Source organism: Bradyrhizobium sp. STM 3809 (genome assembly GCF_000239795.1).
Taxonomy (GTDB): domain Bacteria; phylum Pseudomonadota; class Alphaproteobacteria; order Rhizobiales; family Xanthobacteraceae; genus Bradyrhizobium.
This window is the reverse complement of the sequence record NZ_CAFJ01000777.1, coordinates 1-18027: the sequence shown is the minus strand read 5'-3', so window position 1 is coordinate 18027 and position 18027 is coordinate 1. Positions and strand designations below refer to the sequence as shown.

Sequence of the window (18027 nt, the reverse complement as noted above, 5' to 3'; positions counted from 1 at the left end):
CCATCCGGCCAGTTCGTTACTCCGTCATGCCCGGGCTTGTCCCGCCTGCGCGGCCGAAGCCGCTTCGGCGCGGCGAAGGCCCGGAAATCGACGTGGTTCTCAGCGTCCCGAACGACGTGGATGGCCGGGACACGCCCGGCCATGACGACGTTGAGGCAGACGCGCGCAAAACTCCGATGACAAACAATAGTCCTGGGGCGCAGCGGTGTGCGCTGCGCCCCGGGTGCTCCACCTGCATCTCGAGCTGACCACCACGAGCCCTCCATGCTCTCCTTCATCGCCCAGCGCGTCGTGAAGGGCGTCATCGTCCTTCTCGCCATCATCGTGCTGAACTTCTTCCTGATCCGGCTGGCGCCGGGCGACCCGGCCGTGGTCATGGCGGGGGAGGCCGGCGCGTCCGACCAGATGTTTGTCGCGCAGCTGCGGGAGAAATTCGGTCTCGACCGTCCGCTGCCGGAGCAACTGCTCATCTACGTCAAAGGCATTGCCACGCTCGATCTCGGCTTCTCGTTCCGCCAGCAGGCGCCCGTGGCCGGGCTGATCGTCGAGCGGCTGCCGGCGACGCTGCTGCTGACGCTCTCGGCCTTCGCGATCTCGCTCGTGCTCGGCATCCTCTTCGGCGCGCTGGCGGCGCGCTTCGCCGGCACCTTGCTCGACACGGCGATCACCGTGCTTGCCCTGATCTTCTACGCGACGCCCTTGTTCTGGATCGCGCTGATCGCGATCCTCCTGTTCTCGGTCTGGGTCGATTGGCTGCCGAGCTTCGGCTATGAGACCGTCGGCGCCGGCTACACCGGCCTGCGCCATGCGCTCGATGTCGGCGCGCATCTGCTGATGCCGGCGGCCACGCTCGGCCTGTTCTTCATGGCCACCTATACCCGCATGACCCGCGCCTCGATGCTCGAAGTGAAGCGCCTCGATTTCGTCAAGACCGCGCGGGCCAAGGGTCTGCGCGACGGCGTGATCCTGCGCCGCCACGTGCTGCGGAATGCGCTGCTGCCGGTGGTGACGCTCGCCGGCGTTCATGCCGGCACGCTGGTCGGCGGCGCCGTGCTGACGGAGACCGTGTTCGCCTGGCCGGGCATCGGCCGGCTGATGTACGACGCGCTGATCCAGCGCGACTACAATCTGCTGCTCGGCGTGTTCGTGGTCTCCTCGGCCATGGTGCTGATCTTCAACCTCGTCACCGACCTCGTCTATCGCCTGGTCGATCCGCGCATCGAGTACGCCTCATGAGGCAGTTCTGGCGCACCATGCTGCGCAGCCCGAGCGGAATGATCGGGCTGGTGATTCTTGTCCTTGTCATCGTGATCGCGGTGGCCGGGCCGTTCTACGTCTCCAACTCGCCCTGGCGCATGGTGCAGCGTCCGTTCGTTGCCCCGTTCACGCTGGCGAAGGTGCCGCTCGGCACCGATGCGCTCGGACGTGACGTGCTGGCCGGCCTGATCTTCGGCGCGCGCGTCTCGCTGCTGGTCGGCCTGGTGTCGACGCTGGTGGCCCTGGTGGTCGGCGTGCCGCTCGGCGCCGTCGCCGGCTATTTTGGCGGACGCGTCGACGACGCCTTGATGCGCTTCACCGAGTTCTTCCAGACCATTCCGAGCTTTGCGCTCGCCATCGTGCTGGTCGCGATCCTGCAGCCGTCGATCTATTCGATCGTCGCCGCCATCGGCATCGTCAGCTGGCCGCCGGTGGCGCGCCTGGTGCACGGCGAGGTGCTGTCGCTGCGGACGCGCGACTATGTTCAGGCGGCGATCGTGACCGGCCAGAGCAATGCCTGGATCATCTGGCGCGAGATCCTGCCCAATGCGCTGTCGCCGGTGATCGTGCTGGCCTCGCTGATGGTCGCGACCGCGATCCTGCTGGAATCCTCGCTGTCTTTTCTCGGTCTCGGCGATCCCAATCTGATCTCGTGGGGCTACATGGTGGGTGCCGGCCGCACCGTCATCCGCCAGGCCTGGTGGATCACGGTGTTTCCCGGCGTCGCCATCCTGCTGTCGGTGCTCGCCCTCAATTTGATCGGCGAGGGCCTGAACGATGCGTTGAACCCGCGCCTGTCGCGGGAAGGCAGGTGAGTGATGGCTGATCACAACTGCCGTAGGGTAGGCAAAGCGAAGCGTGCCCGCCGATTTCCAGTCTCGTCTGCCGATGGTGGGCACGGCGCGGGAGGGAGCGGAGCAGACAAAGTGCAGCGTGGGCGCGCCTTTGCCCACCCTACGGTGATGAGCGATGTCTGATCCCGTCGTCGCCATCCGCAACCTCCGCATCGCCTTGCCCAAGGGCGCGGAGCGCGCGCACGCCGTCGACGGCGTGTCGTTCGATCTCACCGCGGGCAAGATCGTCTGCGTCGTCGGCGAGTCCGGCTCGGGCAAGTCGATGTGCGCGCATGCGCTGCTCGGGCTGCTGCCGGACACGGTGACCGTCGAAGGCGGCGAGATCCAGTTCGAAGGACGCGATCTCCTCGACGTGGACGAAGGCGGCTGGCGTGATCTGCGCGGCCGCCGCATCGCCATGGTGTTCCAGGAACCGATGACCGCGCTCAATCCCTTGATGCGGATCGGCGATCAGCTCATGGAGGTGTTCGAGGCGCACGATCTGCTGTCGCCGCGGGAGCGCCGGGCCAAGGCGCTGGCGCTGGTGCACGAGGTCGGGCTGCCCGACCCCGAGCGCATCATCCGCGCCTATCCGCATCAATTGTCCGGCGGCCAGCGCCAGCGCGCGATGATCGCGATGGCGCTGGCGCTGGAGCCGGCCGTGCTGGTCGCGGACGAGCCGACCACCGCGCTCGACGTCACGACGCAAGCGCAGATCCTGAAGCTGATCCGCAATCTGCAGGCGAGCCATAACATGGCGGTGATGTTCATCACCCATGATTTCGGCGTCGTCGCCGACATCGCCGACCAGGTCGTGGTGCTGCGCCATGGCAAGGTCGTGGAGGAGGGGACCGCCCAGGCCGTGCTCGGCCAGCCGCAGCACGACTACACCAAGGCGCTGCTCGCCGCCGTTCCCTCGTTCGATCCGCCGCCGCGCACGACGCGCGAGGATCAGCCGAAGGCGATCGAAGTGATCGGCCTGGACAAGACCTATGTGACGCCCACCGGCTGGTTCCGGCCGAAGCGGGAGACGCGCGCCGCGCATGCGGTGAATTTCGTCATCCATCAGGGTGAGACGCTCGGCCTCGTCGGCGAGTCCGGGTCGGGCAAGTCGTCCGTCGCGCGGCTCGTCATGCGGCTGATCGAAGCCGATCGCGGCACGGTGCGCATCGGCGACGCCGATCTCACGAACCTGCAGGGGCGCGCCTTGCGCGCGCAGCGTCATCGCATCCAGATGATCTTCCAGGATCCCTTCGCGTCGCTGAACCCGCGCCGCAAGGTCGGCCGCATCATCGCCGACGGCATGGTCGCGCGCGGCACGCCGCTGGACGCGGCACTGACGCGCGCGCAGGAACTATTGCGGCTGGTCGGGCTCGATGCCGGTGCCGTGAGCCGCTACCCGCATGAATTCTCCGGCGGCCAGCGCCAGCGCATCGGCATCGCGCGCGCGCTCGCGCTCGATCCCGAGATCATCGTCGCCGACGAGGCGGTGTCGGCGCTCGACGTCTCCGTGCAGGCGCAGGTGCTGCGGCTGCTGGAGGATCTGAAGACGCGGCTCGGCCTGTCCATGCTGTTCATCACCCACGATCTGCGCGTCGCGGCGCAGATCTGCGATCGGATCGCGGTGATGCAGAGAGGCGAGATCGTCGAGCTGAAGCCGACAGCGGCGCTGTTCGCCCATCCCGAGCATGCTTATACCCGCGAGCTGCTCGCGGCCGTGCCGGGCCGCAAGTCTCATATTGCCTGATCGTCGGTGTGAATGAGTTGCAACATATTCGGCGTCGTCGGGTTATAGCAACGATCGCCCCAACGATGCGGCCGGGCCCATCTGCCCAACGCAGATCGGGACGGCCCCCGCTCAGGAGAGAGCCGGCAACGGGGCTGTCATCGAATCGTGATCGTGCCGTGCCCCATCTCGCGAGGATCGTGCCGGCGCTCACATCCCAAGGAAGCTCATCATGTCAGAGCGCAGGCCGACGGCCGCGATGCTTGAAGCTCACAAGCTGTTCAAGCCGATCAAGGTCCCCACGAGTGATTATGACAAGACGCAGAGCGCGTTCCACCAGAACCGGGAGCGGCTGAAGGCGGAGCGTCTCGCGCGCGAAGCGGCGGTGCGCGACGGCAAACAAAAGCCGGCCTGAAGGCCGGCTTCGTTCGCGTCGGTATCAGCCGATATCGCAGACGTCCGGCGTCAGTTGCGCGGCCCTGAGGTGACCTGGCCCTGCGGCCGCTCGCGCTCGGTCCGCCCTGCAGCCGTCGTTGGCAGCGCCCCGGGGCGCGCCGCAGCCACCTTCTTCACCGGCGCCGGCAGCAGCCCTTCGCGGATGGCCTGCTTGCGCGCCACCTTGCGCTGGCGTCTGATGGCATCGGATTTCTCGCGCGTCTTGCGCTCCGACGGCTTCTCATAGGATCGGCGGCGCTTCATCTCGCGGAACACGCCCTCGCGCTGCATCTTGCGTTTCAGGATGCGCAACGCCTTGTCGACATCATTGTCACGAACAAGTACCTGCAAAAGCGTCCTCCTTGTCTTCATCTTGCGATGAGTGTCTGCAACGTGAAATCGATCGGCGCGGCGCCGCGTGCTGGCGTCACGATCAGTTGTCTGCTTCAGAATGATGAGCTGAGCCGGTTGGACCGAGACATGGTGATCCGCTTCGTCGGGAAGGCGGGAGCACGCGGTGTCTCTCAGCCATCGATGGCCGGGCCGTTACCGATGGTTCTCTGAAGATAGGCGCGAAAGGCCACCAGCGCCAGCGCGTCGGCGCGCGTCGCCAGCATCTGCAAACTATATTTGCCGCGTGCCCTTGTAATCCCCAGGAAAGGGACTACCTTGGGACTGTTCGATTAGCCGCTGTGCCTTTCTGAATGTGCCCGCGGGCTATTTCCAAAGTCATCGCTCAGTTGAATGATGAGATCGTGCGGTGTTCGCGCGATGAATATGCTTGGAGATAGACATGCAGGGTACCGTGAAGTGGTTCAACGGCCAGAAGGGCTTTGGTTTCATTCAGCCGCAGGACGGCGGGAACGACGTGTTCGTTCACATCAGCGCCGTTGAGCGTGCTGGTCTCGCCGGCCTGGCCGAAGGTCAGAAGCTCAACTACGACGTCAAGACCGACAAGATGCGCGGTAAGACCAGCGCGGAAAATCTCTCGCTGATCTGATCGCCTCGATCTGTCGATCTCGGGCCATTTCACGGATGTACTGAAATGGCTGGACTGCCCGCTCGGTCTCACGATTGAGCGGGCTGCTCGCGTTTGCGCAACGCTTTGCGGCTCTTGAGAAGGAATCGGTCGATGGCAACGAAGCGAGCCACGCAGCCTTCGGCTGAAAGCATCGCACGCACCCAGCGCAGGCAACTCGCCGCCGAGGAGGGTGCCAAGGCCCTGGCCGAGTCCGATCAGCGTGCGATCGCCATTCGCAAGAACATGGAGCGGCTGCGTGCGCTCAGGCTCGCCAAGGAGGCGGAGGACGCCGAGGCCGCCGGGAGGGCCGGAGGCGATGCCGCGTTGGCGCCAGCCGCGAAGCGACGCAAGAAGGCTGCTCGCTAGTTTGAACCGCAAGAGACGTTCGTCGTTGCTTTCGACACCCGCGTTCCGCGTACAGGTTCCACCTTCCTGCCCAGGAGGCTGACGTGGCCAAATCCGTCGCAACCGACGTTCGCATTGCAAGGGAAGAGTCCGGCCGCGGAGGACAGATGATCGCGTTCGCGCTGGCGATCGGCTCGACGCGGCAGGTCTGTCAGCTCGAGACCAGCTTCTGCACGCGCAATCAGGCGCTGGCCTATCTGCAGCGGAACCGTACCATCTTCGAGCAACGCGCCCGCGAGCTGTTCGCCCGCGGCGAGGTCAAAGACGGCGTGATCCATCTGACGATGATCTGACGACCCCCGTCGGCCTGCGCATTGGAATGCCGCCGCCGACGGGCCAGGCGCTTGGAGGCTGCTAATCGGTCTTCTGCTTGACCGGCAGCGGCACCCGCTCATAGGTCGCCGGCAGATTGATCGGCCGGTAGTCCGTCGACTCGGCGATGCGCATCAGCACGCTTTCATGGATGAAGGCGCCGTCCGGAATGAAGCGCGGCTCGCAGTTCGGAATGTAGAAGCCGAAATGCACCGTGCGTTCCGGCCATTCCTTGTACTTCGCACTCTTCGGCAGATATTCGAGCAGCCGCCACGCCGCGGTCATCGAGTTGTGCAGCGGGCTCCGGATGCTCGGCGCCACATAGGAGAACGGGCTGTTCTTGCGCTGAACGCCCCAGGCCAGCTGGGTGACCGTGCGCGGATTGACGGCGAGGCCGGCCTCGACCGCCTCGTCGATCATCCAGAGCAGCGGATATTTCGAGGCCGCCGACTGCGCCTCGGGATAGCCGCCGCCGACGTCGCAATGCACGCCCGCGAACCACACCTGCTTGGCGTCCTGCGGTCCGGCCTTGGCCTTGTTGAAGCGGTTCGGCGTGAATGTCTGCGGCATCTCCCACGGCTTCAGCCGGAACATGCAGCGCCGCTCGTCCATGGCCGCGGCCTGACGGAAGATCTTCACGCTCGGATTGCTGATCGTGAACGCCAGCTCCTCCAGGCTCGGCAGCGCGAACAGCCGATCGGTGCGCGGCACGATGACGCTGGCCACGGTATCCCACACGCCCACGAAGTGAATGGTCGGCCAGCGCGTCGAGGTGATGCGCGCGAACTGCGCCGCCTGATCGTTGCGGCTCTCCGGAATCGGACCGTCCTCGTCGCTGCTCTCGAGCTCGGCCGTGATGCCGCGCCCCGCCTTGGGGTTGTCGGACGAGTACTTCTTGTAGGCGATCACGCCCGAGCCGGCGAGATTGATCTGGTCCGGCGAGATCAGCCCGATCTTGTGAACCAGGCCGGCGAGGACGCGCACGGTGTAGGCGCCGCGCGAGAAGCCGAACAGGAAGATCCTGTCGCCGTCCTCGTAATGCGTGGCCAGGAAGCAGTACGCTTTGATGACGTTGTCATCGAGGCCGTAGCCGGTCGCGAGGCCGAGCACCATGTTGAAATTGGTCTTGAAGCGATGCCAGCTGTCCGGCTGGGTCAGGGTGCCGACGCCGGGATCGTAGAACACCGCCTGGTGCGGCGTCGTCTTGTCGGTCTTGCGCAGGCAGCGATAGAGCTTGAGGACGTTGGAGATGTTCTCGCTGATCTCGTTGCCGGTGCCGTCACAGCAGATGACAATATTTTTCATGGCAAAGGAATGTCCGCGATAATGCTACCGCAGCGAGTGTAGAGGAACTGACGAGCGTTGGGGAGGTTGGTCGCTATGTCACTTCGTCCGGGTTGCCCGCCGGGGTTTCGCCGCGACACGCGTCGCAGCCGCCGTGTCTCGAACCCGTATGCCTCGACGCTCGCGAACGCGGGGGCACTGATCGCACCGCGCCGTTGCCGCGCGCCATCTGCCGCGCCGCGGCGGCGTCTCCACAAACGAAAACGGCCGGATCTTGCGATCCGACCGTTGTCTCTGTCACATCGACCCTGCCCGTTGCGCCGGTCCGGTCCGGTGATGAAACTCGTGCTCAGCTCGCCTTGGCGACCGGGGCCGCCTCGGCGGCCTTCTTCTCGATCTGACGCTTCAGCTCGAGAGCGCGCGGCGACAGCGCCGCGGCGTTGGCCTTGAGCAGATAGGCGTCGAGGCCACCATTGTGGTCGACGCTCTTGATCGCGTTGGTCGAGACGCGCAGACGCACGTTGCGGCCGAGTGCATCCGAGATGAAGGTCACGTTGCACAGGTTCGGCAGGAAGCGCCGCTTGGTCTTGATGTTCGAGTGGCTGACCTTGTGGCCAACCTGGGGGCCCTTGGCCGTCAGTTCACAGCGCCGCGACATGGCAATAAATCCTCTCTCATCCCCGCACCCTCAGTCCGCTCGTGTCGGCGGGCCGCGGGGGTCCAAAACTCGTCCAGCTCGTCTCTGGGAGATGCGGTCGTATAGGGGGGGCGCGGCTTTTCGTCAAGGTTTTGAAGGCTGCGGCAAATACAGGTCTGCTGGCCGGCAAAACCGGTGGCCGCGGACCGCAATCGCCCGGGAAGCACCCGCCGCGACCGTCCACCAGCGAAAAAACCGGCGTATGATCAAGGGTGTAGCCCGTAGCTTAGACCATATAAACGGCGCATTCCGGCGGGATGGATGGTCTCTGCGGACAATCCCGGGCGCCGTGCTCCGGCGGGTCGCATCTTCGATCGTTTCCCGGGCGGTTCGCGCGCAAAGCGCTGGACAAGCCGCCAATGTCGGACGGTTCGCGTTGTTCAGGGGCGTTTTTGGCTTAAGTAACGAAGACGGCGTGCCGGATCGGTCCGGCGCTCAGGCAGGCGGATCGGCAGGATCAACCCTCACGTGACCATCATCTCGGCTCTTCCCATCGTCGCGCGCCGCCTGTTCACGGCCGGTTTCGCTCTCGGGCTGCTGCTGTCGACCCACCATGCCCAGGCACAGGCCCGGCTCGATGCGCAGTACGAGGCGTCGCTGGCCGGCATTCCCGTCGGCAGGGGCACCTGGGCCATCGAGATCGGCGACGATCAGTACGGCGCCTCCGCGCAGGGCGGCACTGCCGGCCTGCTCAAGAGCTTCTCGCAAGGCTCGGGCAATGGCTCGGTGACGGGACGCGTCGTCAACGGCGCCCTGGTCGCGCAGAGCTACCAGGCGTCGACCACGACGGGAAAGAAATCCGAGCAGATCCACATCAACCTGCAGAACGGCACGGTGAAGGATTTCGCCATCGAGCCGGCCCCGCCGGTCGATCCCGACCGCATCCCGGTGACGGACGCGCACAAGCGCGGCGTGCTCGATCCGATGACCGCCTCGCTGGTGCGCGTGCCCGGCAATGGCGAACTGCTGTCGCCGGACTCCTGCCGTGGCGCGGCACCGATCTTCGATGGCCGGATGCGCTACGAGCTCAAGCTCGACTACAAGCGCATGGAGAATGTGAAGGCCGACAAGGGCTATCGCGGCCCGGCGCTGGTCTGCGCGATCTACTTCACGCCCGTGGCGGGCTACATTCCCGATCGGCCGGTCATCAAGTACCTTGCCCAGGCCCGCAACATGGAAGTGTTCTTCGTGCCGCTCGCCGGCACCCGGGTGCTGGTGCCGTTCCGGGTGGTCATTCCGACCTCGTTCGGCACGGCGATGCTCGAGGCGACCTCCTTCATCACCCAGGCGACGCCGCACGTCGCCAAGACACAGTAGCGCCGAGCGGCGCTCTCGCCGCCAAGCGCGCGTCTCCCGGCCCTGACAGGGCTCGAGCGGCCGGATCGTTGCGGCAGATCCGCCTTGAACAGCGTGCAAGATCGACGCTCTACGCCGGATGACGAATCCGTTTGACTCTCGCCTGATTCTGATTCGACTCGGCGCCCCCGCGGAGCAGGGGCAGTTCCATCGCGAAAGCGTTGCTTGTCCCGCTCGTGAAAACTTGATCTAGTGCTGATCAGATCGCAGAGCGCGAGATGTTGCGGAGAACGAAGCCGGAAGCACGATGGAGTCACCGATTCCTTCGTGATTCGTTCTCAAGGCGTTCCGAAGCTTAAGCTGCGTGCCTATATGCGTCACACGATGAGACAGGGGTGGGGAGCGCAGCCTCATAAAAACGACAGCAAATCCAGCATCCATCGCGCCTGACCCGCGCGCCTGCAACGCCGGCTTCGAGACCCAAATTTAACGAATGGCTTTTTCGTCCTCTTCGGCTGCCTCGCCTTTCGAGCGCGCATCCGACCGTGCATCCGACCGTGCTCCTGGAAGCGGCGTCACCGCCGTGCTCGGTCCCACCAACACCGGCAAGACCCATCTCGCCATCGAGCGCATGCTGGCGCATTCGTCGGGCATCATCGGCCTGCCGCTGCGGCTGCTCGCGCGCGAGGTCTACAACAAGATCGCCGATCGCGTCGGCAGCGAGGCGGTCGCGCTGATCACCGGCGAGGAGAAGATCAAGCCGAGAAATCCGCGCTATTGGGTGTCGACGGTCGAGGCGATGCCGCGCGACCTCGACGTGTCGTTCCTTGCCGTCGACGAGATCCAGATCGCCTCCGATCTCGAGCGCGGCCACGTCTTCACCGATCGCATTCTCAACCGGCGCGGCCGCGACGAGACGCTGCTGCTCGGGGCTGCGACGATGCGCCCGATCATCGAGCGGCTGCTGCCGGGTGCCTCGATGGTGACGCGGCCGAGATTGTCGCAGCTCGAATTCGCCGGCGATCGCAAGATCACGCGGCAGCCGCGGCGGACCGCGATCGTCGCCTTCTCGGCCGACGAGGTCTATGCGATCGCGGAGCTGATCCGCCGCCAGCATGGCGGCGCGGCGGTCGTGCTGGGCTCGTTGTCGCCGCGCACGCGCAACGCGCAGGTGGCGATGTTCCAGAACGGCGACGTCGACTATCTCGTCGCCACCGACGCGATCGGCATGGGCCTCAATCTCGACGTCGATCACGTCGCCTTTGCCTCCGACCGCAAATATGACGGCTATCAGTTCCGCCGCCTGACGCCGTCGGAGTTTGCCCAGATCGCAGGCCGTGCCGGGCGCGCGACGCGCAACGGGACCTTCGGCACCACCGGGCGTTGTGCGCCGTTCGAGCCCGAGCTGGTCAACGCGCTGCAGAACCACACCTTCGACAGCGTGAAGATGCTGCAATGGCGCAATTCGAAGCTGGATTTCGCCTCCCTGAGCGCGCTGCAGGTCTCGCTGGCGCTGGCGCCGGGGCACGAGGTGCTGACGCGGGCGCCGATTGCCGAGGATCTGCGAGTGCTCGACCATGCCGCGCGCGACGCCGAGGTGCGCGACATGGCGCATGGCGCCGCTGCCGTCGAGCGTCTCTGGGAAACCTGCCAGATTCCCGATTATCGCCGGCTGTCACCCGCCGCCCATGCCGAGCTCGTCACGACCGTGTTCGGCTTCCTGATGCAGAAGGGGCGGATTCCGGACGCCTGGTACGCGGCCCAGGTCGACCAGGCCGATCGCGTCGATGGCGACATCGACACGCTGTCGGGCCGGATTGCGCAAATTCGCACCTGGACCTTCGTGGCCAACCGGCCGGATTGGCTGCGTGATCCGGAATATTGGCAGGGGATTACCCGCGACCTCGAAAATAAATTGTCAGACGCCCTTCATGAACGGCTCACGGAGCGTTTCGTTGATCGTCGTACCAGTGTATTGATGCGGCGCCTGCGGGAGAACAGTGTTTTGAATACGGAAATCGGCAAGACCGGCGAAGTGATCGTTGAAGGGCACGCGATCGGCCGCCTGGATGGATTCACCTTCGCGCCCGACACCGCCGAAGCCGGCTCCGAGGCCAAGGCCTTGCAGGCTGCTGCCCAGAAGGCGCTGGCCGGCGAGATCGAGGCGCGCGCCGAGAAACTGTCCAATGCGCCGGACGAGCACATCGTGCTGACCGCAGACGGCACCCTGCGCTGGACCGGTGATGCGGTGGCCAAGCTGGTCGCCGCTGACGACGCCCTGCATCCGCGCCTGCGCATCATTGCCGACGAGCGCCTCACCGGGGCTGCGCGCGACAAGGTGCAGGCGCGGCTCGACCTGTGGCTGAAGACGCATATCGAGAAGCTGCTCGGGCCGCTGTTCGAATTGTCCAAGGCCGAGGACATCACCGGCATCGCTCGCGGCATCGCCTTCCAGCTTGTCGAGGCGCTCGGCGTCATCGAGCGCAACAAGATCGCGGGCGAGATGAAGGATCTCGACCAGCCCTCGCGCGCGATCTTGCGCAAATATGGCGTGCGTTTCGGCGCCTATCACATTTACGTCCCGGCGCTGCTCAAGCCGGCCGCGCGCGCGCTCGCCGCGCTGCTGTGGGCGGAGAAGCAGGGCAATGTCGACATCTCGGCGCTGACTGGCGCGCAGCATCTGGCGAGCTCGGGCCGCACCTCGTTCCCGGTCGACAAGGCGTTGCCGCGCGATGCCTATCGCGTGCTCGGCTACAAGCAGGCGGGCGAGCGCGCGGTGCGCGTCGACATCCTGGAGCGCCTCGCCGACCTGATCCGTCCCGCGCTGGCCTGGCGCGAGAACACCCAGGGCGAGAAGCCCGCCGGCGCCTTCGATGGCCGCGGCTTCGTGGTGACCCAGGCGATGACCTCGCTCACCGGCTCCGCCGGCGAGGACTTCGCCTCGATCTTGCGCGCGCTCGGCTATCGCATGGAGAAGCGGCCGCCGCTGCCGCAGAAGCCGGCCGAGGCCGCTGCACCTGACGCTCCCGCGGCCGACGCGGCACCGGCCGAGACCGCTGGTGCCCCGGCGGACGAGCCGCTGCCGACCGTGGCGGAGGCGGCGGTTGCGCCGGTCACCGAGCAGATCATGGACGCGCCGGTCGAAGCGCCGGCCGAGGCCACGCCGGCTTCGGCGCTGTCGTCACTCCCGACCGTCGATTTCGTCACTCCGACTGCGGCCGAACAGACGCCTGTCGTCGCGCCCGCTGCGGAAGCCGTTGCCGCCGAGGCTGAGCAAGCAGCCCCGGCCGCGGATGCGTCGCCGGCCGAGGCCGCACAGGAGATCGCCCCGGCCGAGGGCGCGCCCGCCGAAGCCTCCGCAGCCGAGCCGGCCGCGGCGGCTGACGCTGCTCCGGCCGCCGAGCCGGTCGCCGAGCCGATCCTGGTCGAGGTCTGGCGTCCCGGCGGACGGTCGGAGGAGCGTCGTCCGCGCCACGAGCACCATCAGCGCAACCGCCACCATCGTCCGCAGCACGACCGTGGCCAGGCCGCGGCCGGCGAACCGGCGACCGCGGCAGGCACCGCGCCGGCCGAAGGCGAGCAGCGCGAGCGCCATCATCGCGGCCATGGCCGCCGCGACCGGGTGAAAGAATTCGGCAAGGATTTCCGCAAGGGACCGCGCGAGGGCGGCGAGGCGCCGCCGGCCGAGGGCGCGCCGGCACGCGAGGACCGTGGTCCGCGCCGCGATCACGATGCCAAGGGACGTGATCAGGGACGTGATCAGGGGCGCGACCAGAACGGGGATCGCAACAAGGGCGGCAAGTTCGGCGGCGACCGCGAGGGGCGCGGCGGCCGCGACTTCGGCAAGGGCGGCCGCGACAAGCGCGACAGCGGCCCGGCGCTGCGGCCCTACGCGTCGAGCGGTGGCGGTGGTAGTGGTCGTGACCGCGACCGGCCGGTCGATCCCAACTCACCGTTCGCCAAGCTGGCTGCGCTCAAGGAGCAGCTCGCCGCGAACAACCGCAAGGACTGACGAGAAGGACAACGCCCACGTCCGACGCCCCGTCACAGCGCCAGCGCCTCGACAAATGGCTGTGGCATGCGCGCGTGGTGAAGGCCCGCACCAGCGCCGCGGCGCTGGTGGCTTCCGGCCATGTCCGCGTCAACGGCGTGCGCGAGACCTCGCCCGGCCACGGCGTGAAGACCGGCGATGTGCTCACCATCGCGCTCGATCGCAGCGTGCGTGTGTTGAAGGTCACGGGTTTCGCCGAACGGCGGGGCGACGCCGCCTCGGTGCTCGGACTGTATGATGATCTCGACGGTGCGGCGCGCAGCTGACGGGTTGCGCGCGCGCAACTTAGGTTCAGTTCTTCGCCCCGCTTCACTTGCGGCACATCACGTCCTGCGCTAGTGCAGGCCTGCCGATTTGTTGATCCGTTCCGGAGCGCTGGATGACTTACGTCGTCACCGAAAACTGCATCAAGTGCAAATATACCGATTGCGTTGAGGTCTGCCCGGTAGACTGCTTCTACGAGGGCGACAACATGCTCGTCATTCATCCGGACGAATGCATCGATTGCGGCGTGTGCGAACCCGAATGCCCGGCCGACGCCATCAAGCCCGACACCGAGCCGGGGCTCGAGAAGTGGCTCGGCGTCAACGCCGAATACGCCAAGTCCTGGCCGAACATCACCCAGAAGAAGGACCCGCCGGCCGATGCCAAGGAGCACGACGGCGAAGACGGAAAATTCGAGAAATATTTTTCGTCCAAGCCTGGCGCCGGCGACTAGTCCATCACGCGGCTACCGGCGCTCTCGGAGCGCCGCGCGGGCTTGGGGCGGGACCCCAGCTCATCGGGAATACCATGCGGAAACAACGGCCTAGGGTGCCTCTTGCGGTGCAGGAGCGTGCCCGGCAGAAGTGTTCGATTCTGGCACGCTTCACTTAACCCTAACTTCGCGGATCCGTCACAATACCGCCCCTGGAGCCTCTAAATCATTGATTTTTGCGGGAAATGTGCTATATATGGCACATTCTCAGAGCCGAACCCGGCCATGCGTATACTTTTTTGGCCGCCCTTTAAGGTTCCCGCAACATCAAACAGGGGCGTGGCAGTTCCGCGCGCAGGCTGTGTCACAGAAAACGCGTAAAAAGAGTGCTTCCAAGAATACAAAAAAAGCCGCCGCGGCCAGCCGCAGCGTTTCCAAGGGCCGTGCCCGGGCTCCTGTAAAGGAGATTCGGGCTGCCGCAAAGGCCTCGGCTGCCAAGTCCACCAAGAACAAAAGAAGCGCAATGCCTGAAAAGACTGCCAAGACTGCCGCGAAAGCATCCGCCGCGAAGACCACTCTTGCAAAGGACTCGGTTGCGAAGGACTCTGTGACGAAGACTGTGACTGCCAAGGCCGCTGCTGCGCCGAAGGCCGCCAAGACGGCCGCGCCGGCTGCTGCCGCTCCTGCCCCCGTCGCCAAGCCGGCGGCTGCCGCTGCGGCCGCGCCGCGCGTCGAGGAGAAGAAGCTGCCGACCCAGCGCCAGGGCTTCAAGACCAACGAATTCGTCGTCTATCCGGCTCACGGCGTCGGCCAGATCCTGGCCATCGAGGAGCAGGAGATCGCGGGCGCCAAGCTCGAGCTGTTCGTCATCAACTTCATCAAGGACAAGATGACGCTGCGCGTGCCGACCGCCAAGGTCGCCAATGTCGGCATGCGCAAGCTGTCCGAGCCGGCGCTGGTCAAGAAGGCGCTGGAGACCCTGAAGGGCCGCGCCCGCGTCAAGCGCACGATGTGGTCGCGCCGTGCCCAGGAGTACGAAGCGAAGATCAATTCGGGCGATATCGTCGCGATCGCCGAGGTCGTGCGCGACCTCTATCGTTCGGAGTCGCAGCCGGAGCAGTCCTACAGCGAACGCCAGCTCTATGAAGCCGCGCTCGACCGCCTGTCGCGCGAGATCGCGGTGGTGCAGCACTCGACCGAGACCGAGGCCGTCAAGGAGATTGAGACGCAGCTCGCCAAGAGCCCGCGCCGCGGCGCCAAGACTGAAGCCGACGCGGTCGCCGAGGGCGATGCCGACGCCGAGGGTGATGCCGACGATATCGACGGCGACGACACCGCCGTGGCGGATGAAGCGGCCTGATCGACCGTTCGCTCGTTTTCCAATTAGTTGCTTACGAAAGCCCGGCCGCAAGGTCGGGCTTTTTTGTTTGTTGTCAGTCTGTCTGCTGGCCGTCCGCGCGATCGGTACAGCCTCCGGGCTCGCAGCTCTCGTGCTCGCCTCCACGACGGCTCTGACCTCTCAGCGGCGGCTGGGGCCCATCCGCGGTGGGTGTGGCGCGCGCTGGTGCCATCCGCTCCATTGTCGTCCTGGCGAACGCCGGGACCCATAACCACAGGACATCGTGGTTGGGGGGAGGTGGCCGCTCCAGCACGCTCAGCAATGGAAAGCGGTGGTTATGGGTCCCGGCTCAAGGCCGGGACGACACCGTCTTTGAGACACGGTCAGTGCCAAGTCTCTCGCGGCAGGATGCGGCGCGCGATCGCGCGCGCTCTCGAGGAGGTCTATTCCACCACGATCTTCACGCGGTCGCGCACCTTCACCTGGGCGCGGGCGTCGAGGCCGTTGAGGACGCGGAAGCGCTCGATCGGGCGGTCGACGCCGGTCATGCGGTGGGCGAGGGACTCGACGGTGTCGCCGGGCTGCACGGTGATGACCTTGATGCGCAGCGGGCGGGCCGACTGGATCTCCTCCAGGCTGAGGCGGCGGAACGAGTTGACCGTCTCCCGCGCGTTGCGCTCGCTTTCGGTGGTCTTCTGCCGCGAGGCGAAGATGAAGCGGTAGACGTCGCTGCCGACACGCAGCGCGTAGACCTTGAACTGCCAGGGATCGCCGCTCGCGCTGGTCGAGGCCGCCGGGAAGCCGTTGATGGTCAGCTCCTCGGTCGACGATCTGTCGACGTTCTCCATCCAGCCGGAGTTGAGATAGTCGCCGAGCGTCTGCTGGGCCGGCACGCGCACCACGTCGAAGCGCATCGCCTGGGCGCCGCCCTCGCGCACGCCGATCACCGCCTGCGCGGTGTTGTCGAGGGTGAAGTTCTCCGGCGCCTGGAAGGTGAAGCCGAGCTTCGGATGCAGGAAGCGGCGGCCGCGCACGAAGCCCTCGCTCGGATCCTCGCCATAGACAATGTTGTCGACGGCCGCGAGATAGGTCTCCCGATCGTGCTCCTTGGCGTCCGGCGAGACGTACTGCTTGGCGATCGCCGCGGCGTTCTGCACGCGCTCCGGCGTTGCCGGATGCGACGACAGGAAGTCCTGCGCCCGCGGGTCGATCGCAACCTTGCCGGCCTTCAGCTCGGCATTGCGCTCCATCGAGGTCAGGAACCGCGCCGCGCCGTAGGGATCGAACTTCGCCTTGGCGGAGATGCCGACGCCGATGCCGTCGGCCTCGAACTCTTGCGTGCGCGAGAAGCTCGCCATGGTCAGCTTGGTCTTGGCCAGCGCCAGCGCGGTGAGGTCCGGATCATTGCCCATGTCGGACACGACGCGCGTCACCACCGCCGCCTGCCGCGCCTGGTCCTCGCGGATTGCGGCATGGCGGGCCAGCACATGCGCCATCTCGTGGCTCAGCACCGACGACAGCTCGGAGGTGTCGTTGGCGAGCGCGATCAGCCCGCGCGTGACGTAGAGCTGGCCCGTCGGCAGCGCGAAGGCGTTGACCGCACCGGAATTCAGGATCGTAACCTTGTAGCCCTGGTCCGGACGGTCGGACACTGCCACCAGCCGATCCACGATCCGGCCGATCAACGCCTCGAGCTGAGGATCCTCGTAGGCTCCGCCATAGGTTGCAAGGATGCGCTCGTGCTCGCGGTCGCTGGCCGGGGTCGTCTGCACCATCGCCGGCTTGGGACGCGGCGTCGGCATCGGCGCCGTCGCCTGCTGCAACTTGCCCATGTCGCTGCAACCCGCGAGCGCCAGCCCCAGGCATAGCAAGGCTGGTGCGATCCGCGAACCGCAGTTCACCACCGTCATGCGCCTTCGAACAGACAGCTTCACGTCGCTACTCACGTACCTCAGCGGTTATCACCGCTCAACATCTCGATCTGCGCGGTCTGCGTCAGTTCCAGCCTCGGACCCGCATGCGCCTCGATCCAACCGCGCACGCGAACCTGGCGATTCGCAAGTGATTTGACGTCGATACCGGCACCTTCCAATACCGCCGTCATACGCTTTGGAATAATCACAGCGAAGCCCCGTGTCCAGTTACGAGCGAAGTTCAGATAGGTTGTTGTCCCTGTCTGTCGTACGGACAACACCTTCCCTTCGACAACCGTAAATAGCCCTACGCCAGCCAAAATATCGTCTGGACTTTCCGCGTTTTTTATGACGGCCCCAATACTCCAGAGCCCTCGCCGCGCAGCCCGCGCCTCGGCCTCCGCGGCCGCCAGGCTGAGGGCGCAATCGCGGTCCGGCACGTCGATGCCACGGAGCACGGCGCCCTGCCGCAGCAACTCGCTCTGGGCGGATTGCTCGGCGCCGGCGACGAACGCGAAGGCGCGCTGCCGGCCGTAGCGGTCGGGTGCGTCATCGTCGCCGCGCAGCACGACGTCGCGGTCGCGCAGCAGCGCGCCGAGCGCGTCCGTGGCCGCCGCGCGCTGCTCGGGCGGCGGCACCTCGATCCCGGCAAGCCTGATCTCGCGACCGTCGTCGAGGCGCACGCTGCGCGCGTCGACGATCTCGCTGACGTGGCCCTCGCCGAGCTCGGCGAGCACGCAGGGCGCGGCCTGGGCCGGCGG

The 18027-nt window shown here is 66.2% G+C and carries 17 protein-coding genes; 12 read left to right on the top strand and 5 right to left on the bottom strand.

The genetic code is table 11. The features are described 5' to 3' along the window. The first annotated feature begins 264 nt into the window (after positions 1-264). The 4 genes from BRAS3809_RS32915 to BRAS3809_RS32900 all read left to right on the top strand — a co-directional run bounded on the left by BRAS3809_RS32915 (position 265) and on the right by BRAS3809_RS32900 (position 4231). A complete protein-coding gene (locus tag BRAS3809_RS32915; protein ID WP_008966336.1) occupies positions 265-1236 on the top strand; it encodes an ABC transporter permease in 972 nt (323 codons plus the stop codon). Further along, positions 1233-2072 (top strand): ABC transporter permease, encoded by an 840-nt coding sequence (locus BRAS3809_RS32910; protein ID WP_008966335.1) that lies wholly within the window; start codon positions 1233-1235, stop codon positions 2070-2072. The genes BRAS3809_RS32915 and BRAS3809_RS32910 overlap by 4 nt, the downstream gene beginning before the upstream one ends. Before the next feature lie 154 nt (positions 2073-2226). Further along, the gene (locus tag BRAS3809_RS32905) at positions 2227-3837 is read left to right on the top strand and encodes an ABC transporter ATP-binding protein (protein WP_008966334.1); all 1611 of its coding nucleotides are present in this window, start codon (positions 2227-2229) and stop codon (positions 3835-3837) included. A gap of 211 nt (positions 3838-4048) precedes the next feature. Next, entirely contained in the window at positions 4049-4231 is a 183-nt protein-coding gene (locus BRAS3809_RS32900; RefSeq protein ID WP_008966333.1) for a hypothetical protein, read from the top strand. A gap of 50 nt (positions 4232-4281) precedes the next feature. Here BRAS3809_RS32900 and rpsU read toward each other — a convergent pair whose 3' ends face one another. Next, entirely contained in the window at positions 4282-4602 is a 321-nt protein-coding gene (gene rpsU, locus BRAS3809_RS32895) for a 30S ribosomal protein S21 (protein ID WP_008966332.1), read from the bottom strand. 442 nt (positions 4603-5044) lie between these two features. On the opposite strand from rpsU, the gene BRAS3809_RS32890 reads away from it, so the two are divergent. From BRAS3809_RS32890 to BRAS3809_RS32880, 3 genes are all read left to right on the top strand, one after another. Further along, positions 5045-5251: a cold-shock protein gene (locus BRAS3809_RS32890; RefSeq protein ID WP_008966330.1), complete on the top strand. Its 207-nt coding sequence runs from the start codon at positions 5045-5047 to the stop codon at positions 5249-5251. A 132-nt stretch (positions 5252-5383) separates the two neighbouring features. Beyond that, on the top strand, positions 5384-5638 hold the full coding sequence (locus BRAS3809_RS32885; RefSeq protein ID WP_008966329.1) for a hypothetical protein: 255 nt from the start codon (positions 5384-5386) through the stop codon (positions 5636-5638). Positions 5639-5721: 83 nt separating this feature from the next. Beyond that, positions 5722-5970, top strand: coding sequence for a hypothetical protein (locus BRAS3809_RS32880; protein WP_240535829.1), 249 nt, complete (start codon positions 5722-5724; stop codon positions 5968-5970). A gap of 61 nt (positions 5971-6031) precedes the next feature. Here BRAS3809_RS32880 and BRAS3809_RS32875 read toward each other — a convergent pair whose 3' ends face one another. Further along, positions 6032-7294 (bottom strand): T6SS phospholipase effector Tle1-like catalytic domain-containing protein, encoded by a 1263-nt coding sequence (locus BRAS3809_RS32875; protein ID WP_008966327.1) that lies wholly within the window; start codon positions 7292-7294, stop codon positions 6032-6034. Positions 7295-7622: 328 nt separating this feature from the next. Continuing rightward, the gene (gene rpmB / locus BRAS3809_RS32870) at positions 7623-7931 is read right to left on the bottom strand and encodes a 50S ribosomal protein L28 (RefSeq protein ID WP_008966326.1); all 309 of its coding nucleotides are present in this window, start codon (positions 7929-7931) and stop codon (positions 7623-7625) included. A gap of 507 nt (positions 7932-8438) precedes the next feature. Between rpmB and BRAS3809_RS32865 the strand changes: the two genes are divergently transcribed. The 5 genes from BRAS3809_RS32865 (at position 8439) to BRAS3809_RS32845 (ending at position 15374) form a co-directional block, all read left to right on the top strand. Next, positions 8439-9287 carry a DUF3108 domain-containing protein gene (locus BRAS3809_RS32865; RefSeq protein ID WP_008966325.1) on the top strand — a complete coding sequence of 283 codons (849 nt, stop codon included), beginning with the start codon at positions 8439-8441 and terminating at the stop codon, positions 9285-9287. Positions 9288-9759: 472 nt separating this feature from the next. Continuing rightward, positions 9760-13278 carry a helicase-related protein gene (locus BRAS3809_RS32860; protein ID WP_035660182.1) on the top strand — a complete coding sequence of 1173 codons (3519 nt, stop codon included), beginning with the start codon at positions 9760-9762 and terminating at the stop codon, positions 13276-13278. Further along, the gene (locus BRAS3809_RS32855) at positions 13275-13583 is read left to right on the top strand and encodes an RNA-binding S4 domain-containing protein (RefSeq protein WP_083839217.1); all 309 of its coding nucleotides are present in this window, start codon (positions 13275-13277) and stop codon (positions 13581-13583) included. The genes BRAS3809_RS32860 and BRAS3809_RS32855 overlap by 4 nt, the downstream gene beginning before the upstream one ends. Positions 13584-13696: 113 nt before the next feature. Next, positions 13697-14035 (top strand): ferredoxin FdxA, encoded by a 339-nt coding sequence (gene fdxA, locus BRAS3809_RS32850; protein WP_035660174.1) that lies wholly within the window; start codon positions 13697-13699, stop codon positions 14033-14035. 502 nt (positions 14036-14537) lie between these two features. Further along, positions 14538-15374 carry a CarD family transcriptional regulator gene (locus BRAS3809_RS32845; protein ID WP_008966320.1) on the top strand — a complete coding sequence of 279 codons (837 nt, stop codon included), beginning with the start codon at positions 14538-14540 and terminating at the stop codon, positions 15372-15374. A gap of 422 nt (positions 15375-15796) precedes the next feature. On the opposite strand, the gene BRAS3809_RS32840 is transcribed toward BRAS3809_RS32845, so the two are convergent. Both BRAS3809_RS32840 and BRAS3809_RS32835 read right to left on the bottom strand, forming a co-directional pair. Further along, positions 15797-17263: a M48 family metalloprotease gene (locus BRAS3809_RS32840; protein WP_008966319.1), complete on the bottom strand. Its 1467-nt coding sequence runs from the start codon at positions 17261-17263 to the stop codon at positions 15797-15799. A gap of 41 nt (positions 17264-17304) precedes the next feature. After that, a partial coding sequence (locus BRAS3809_RS32835; RefSeq protein WP_052523523.1) for a thermonuclease family protein occupies positions 17305-18027 on the bottom strand: 723 nt, incomplete at its 5' end.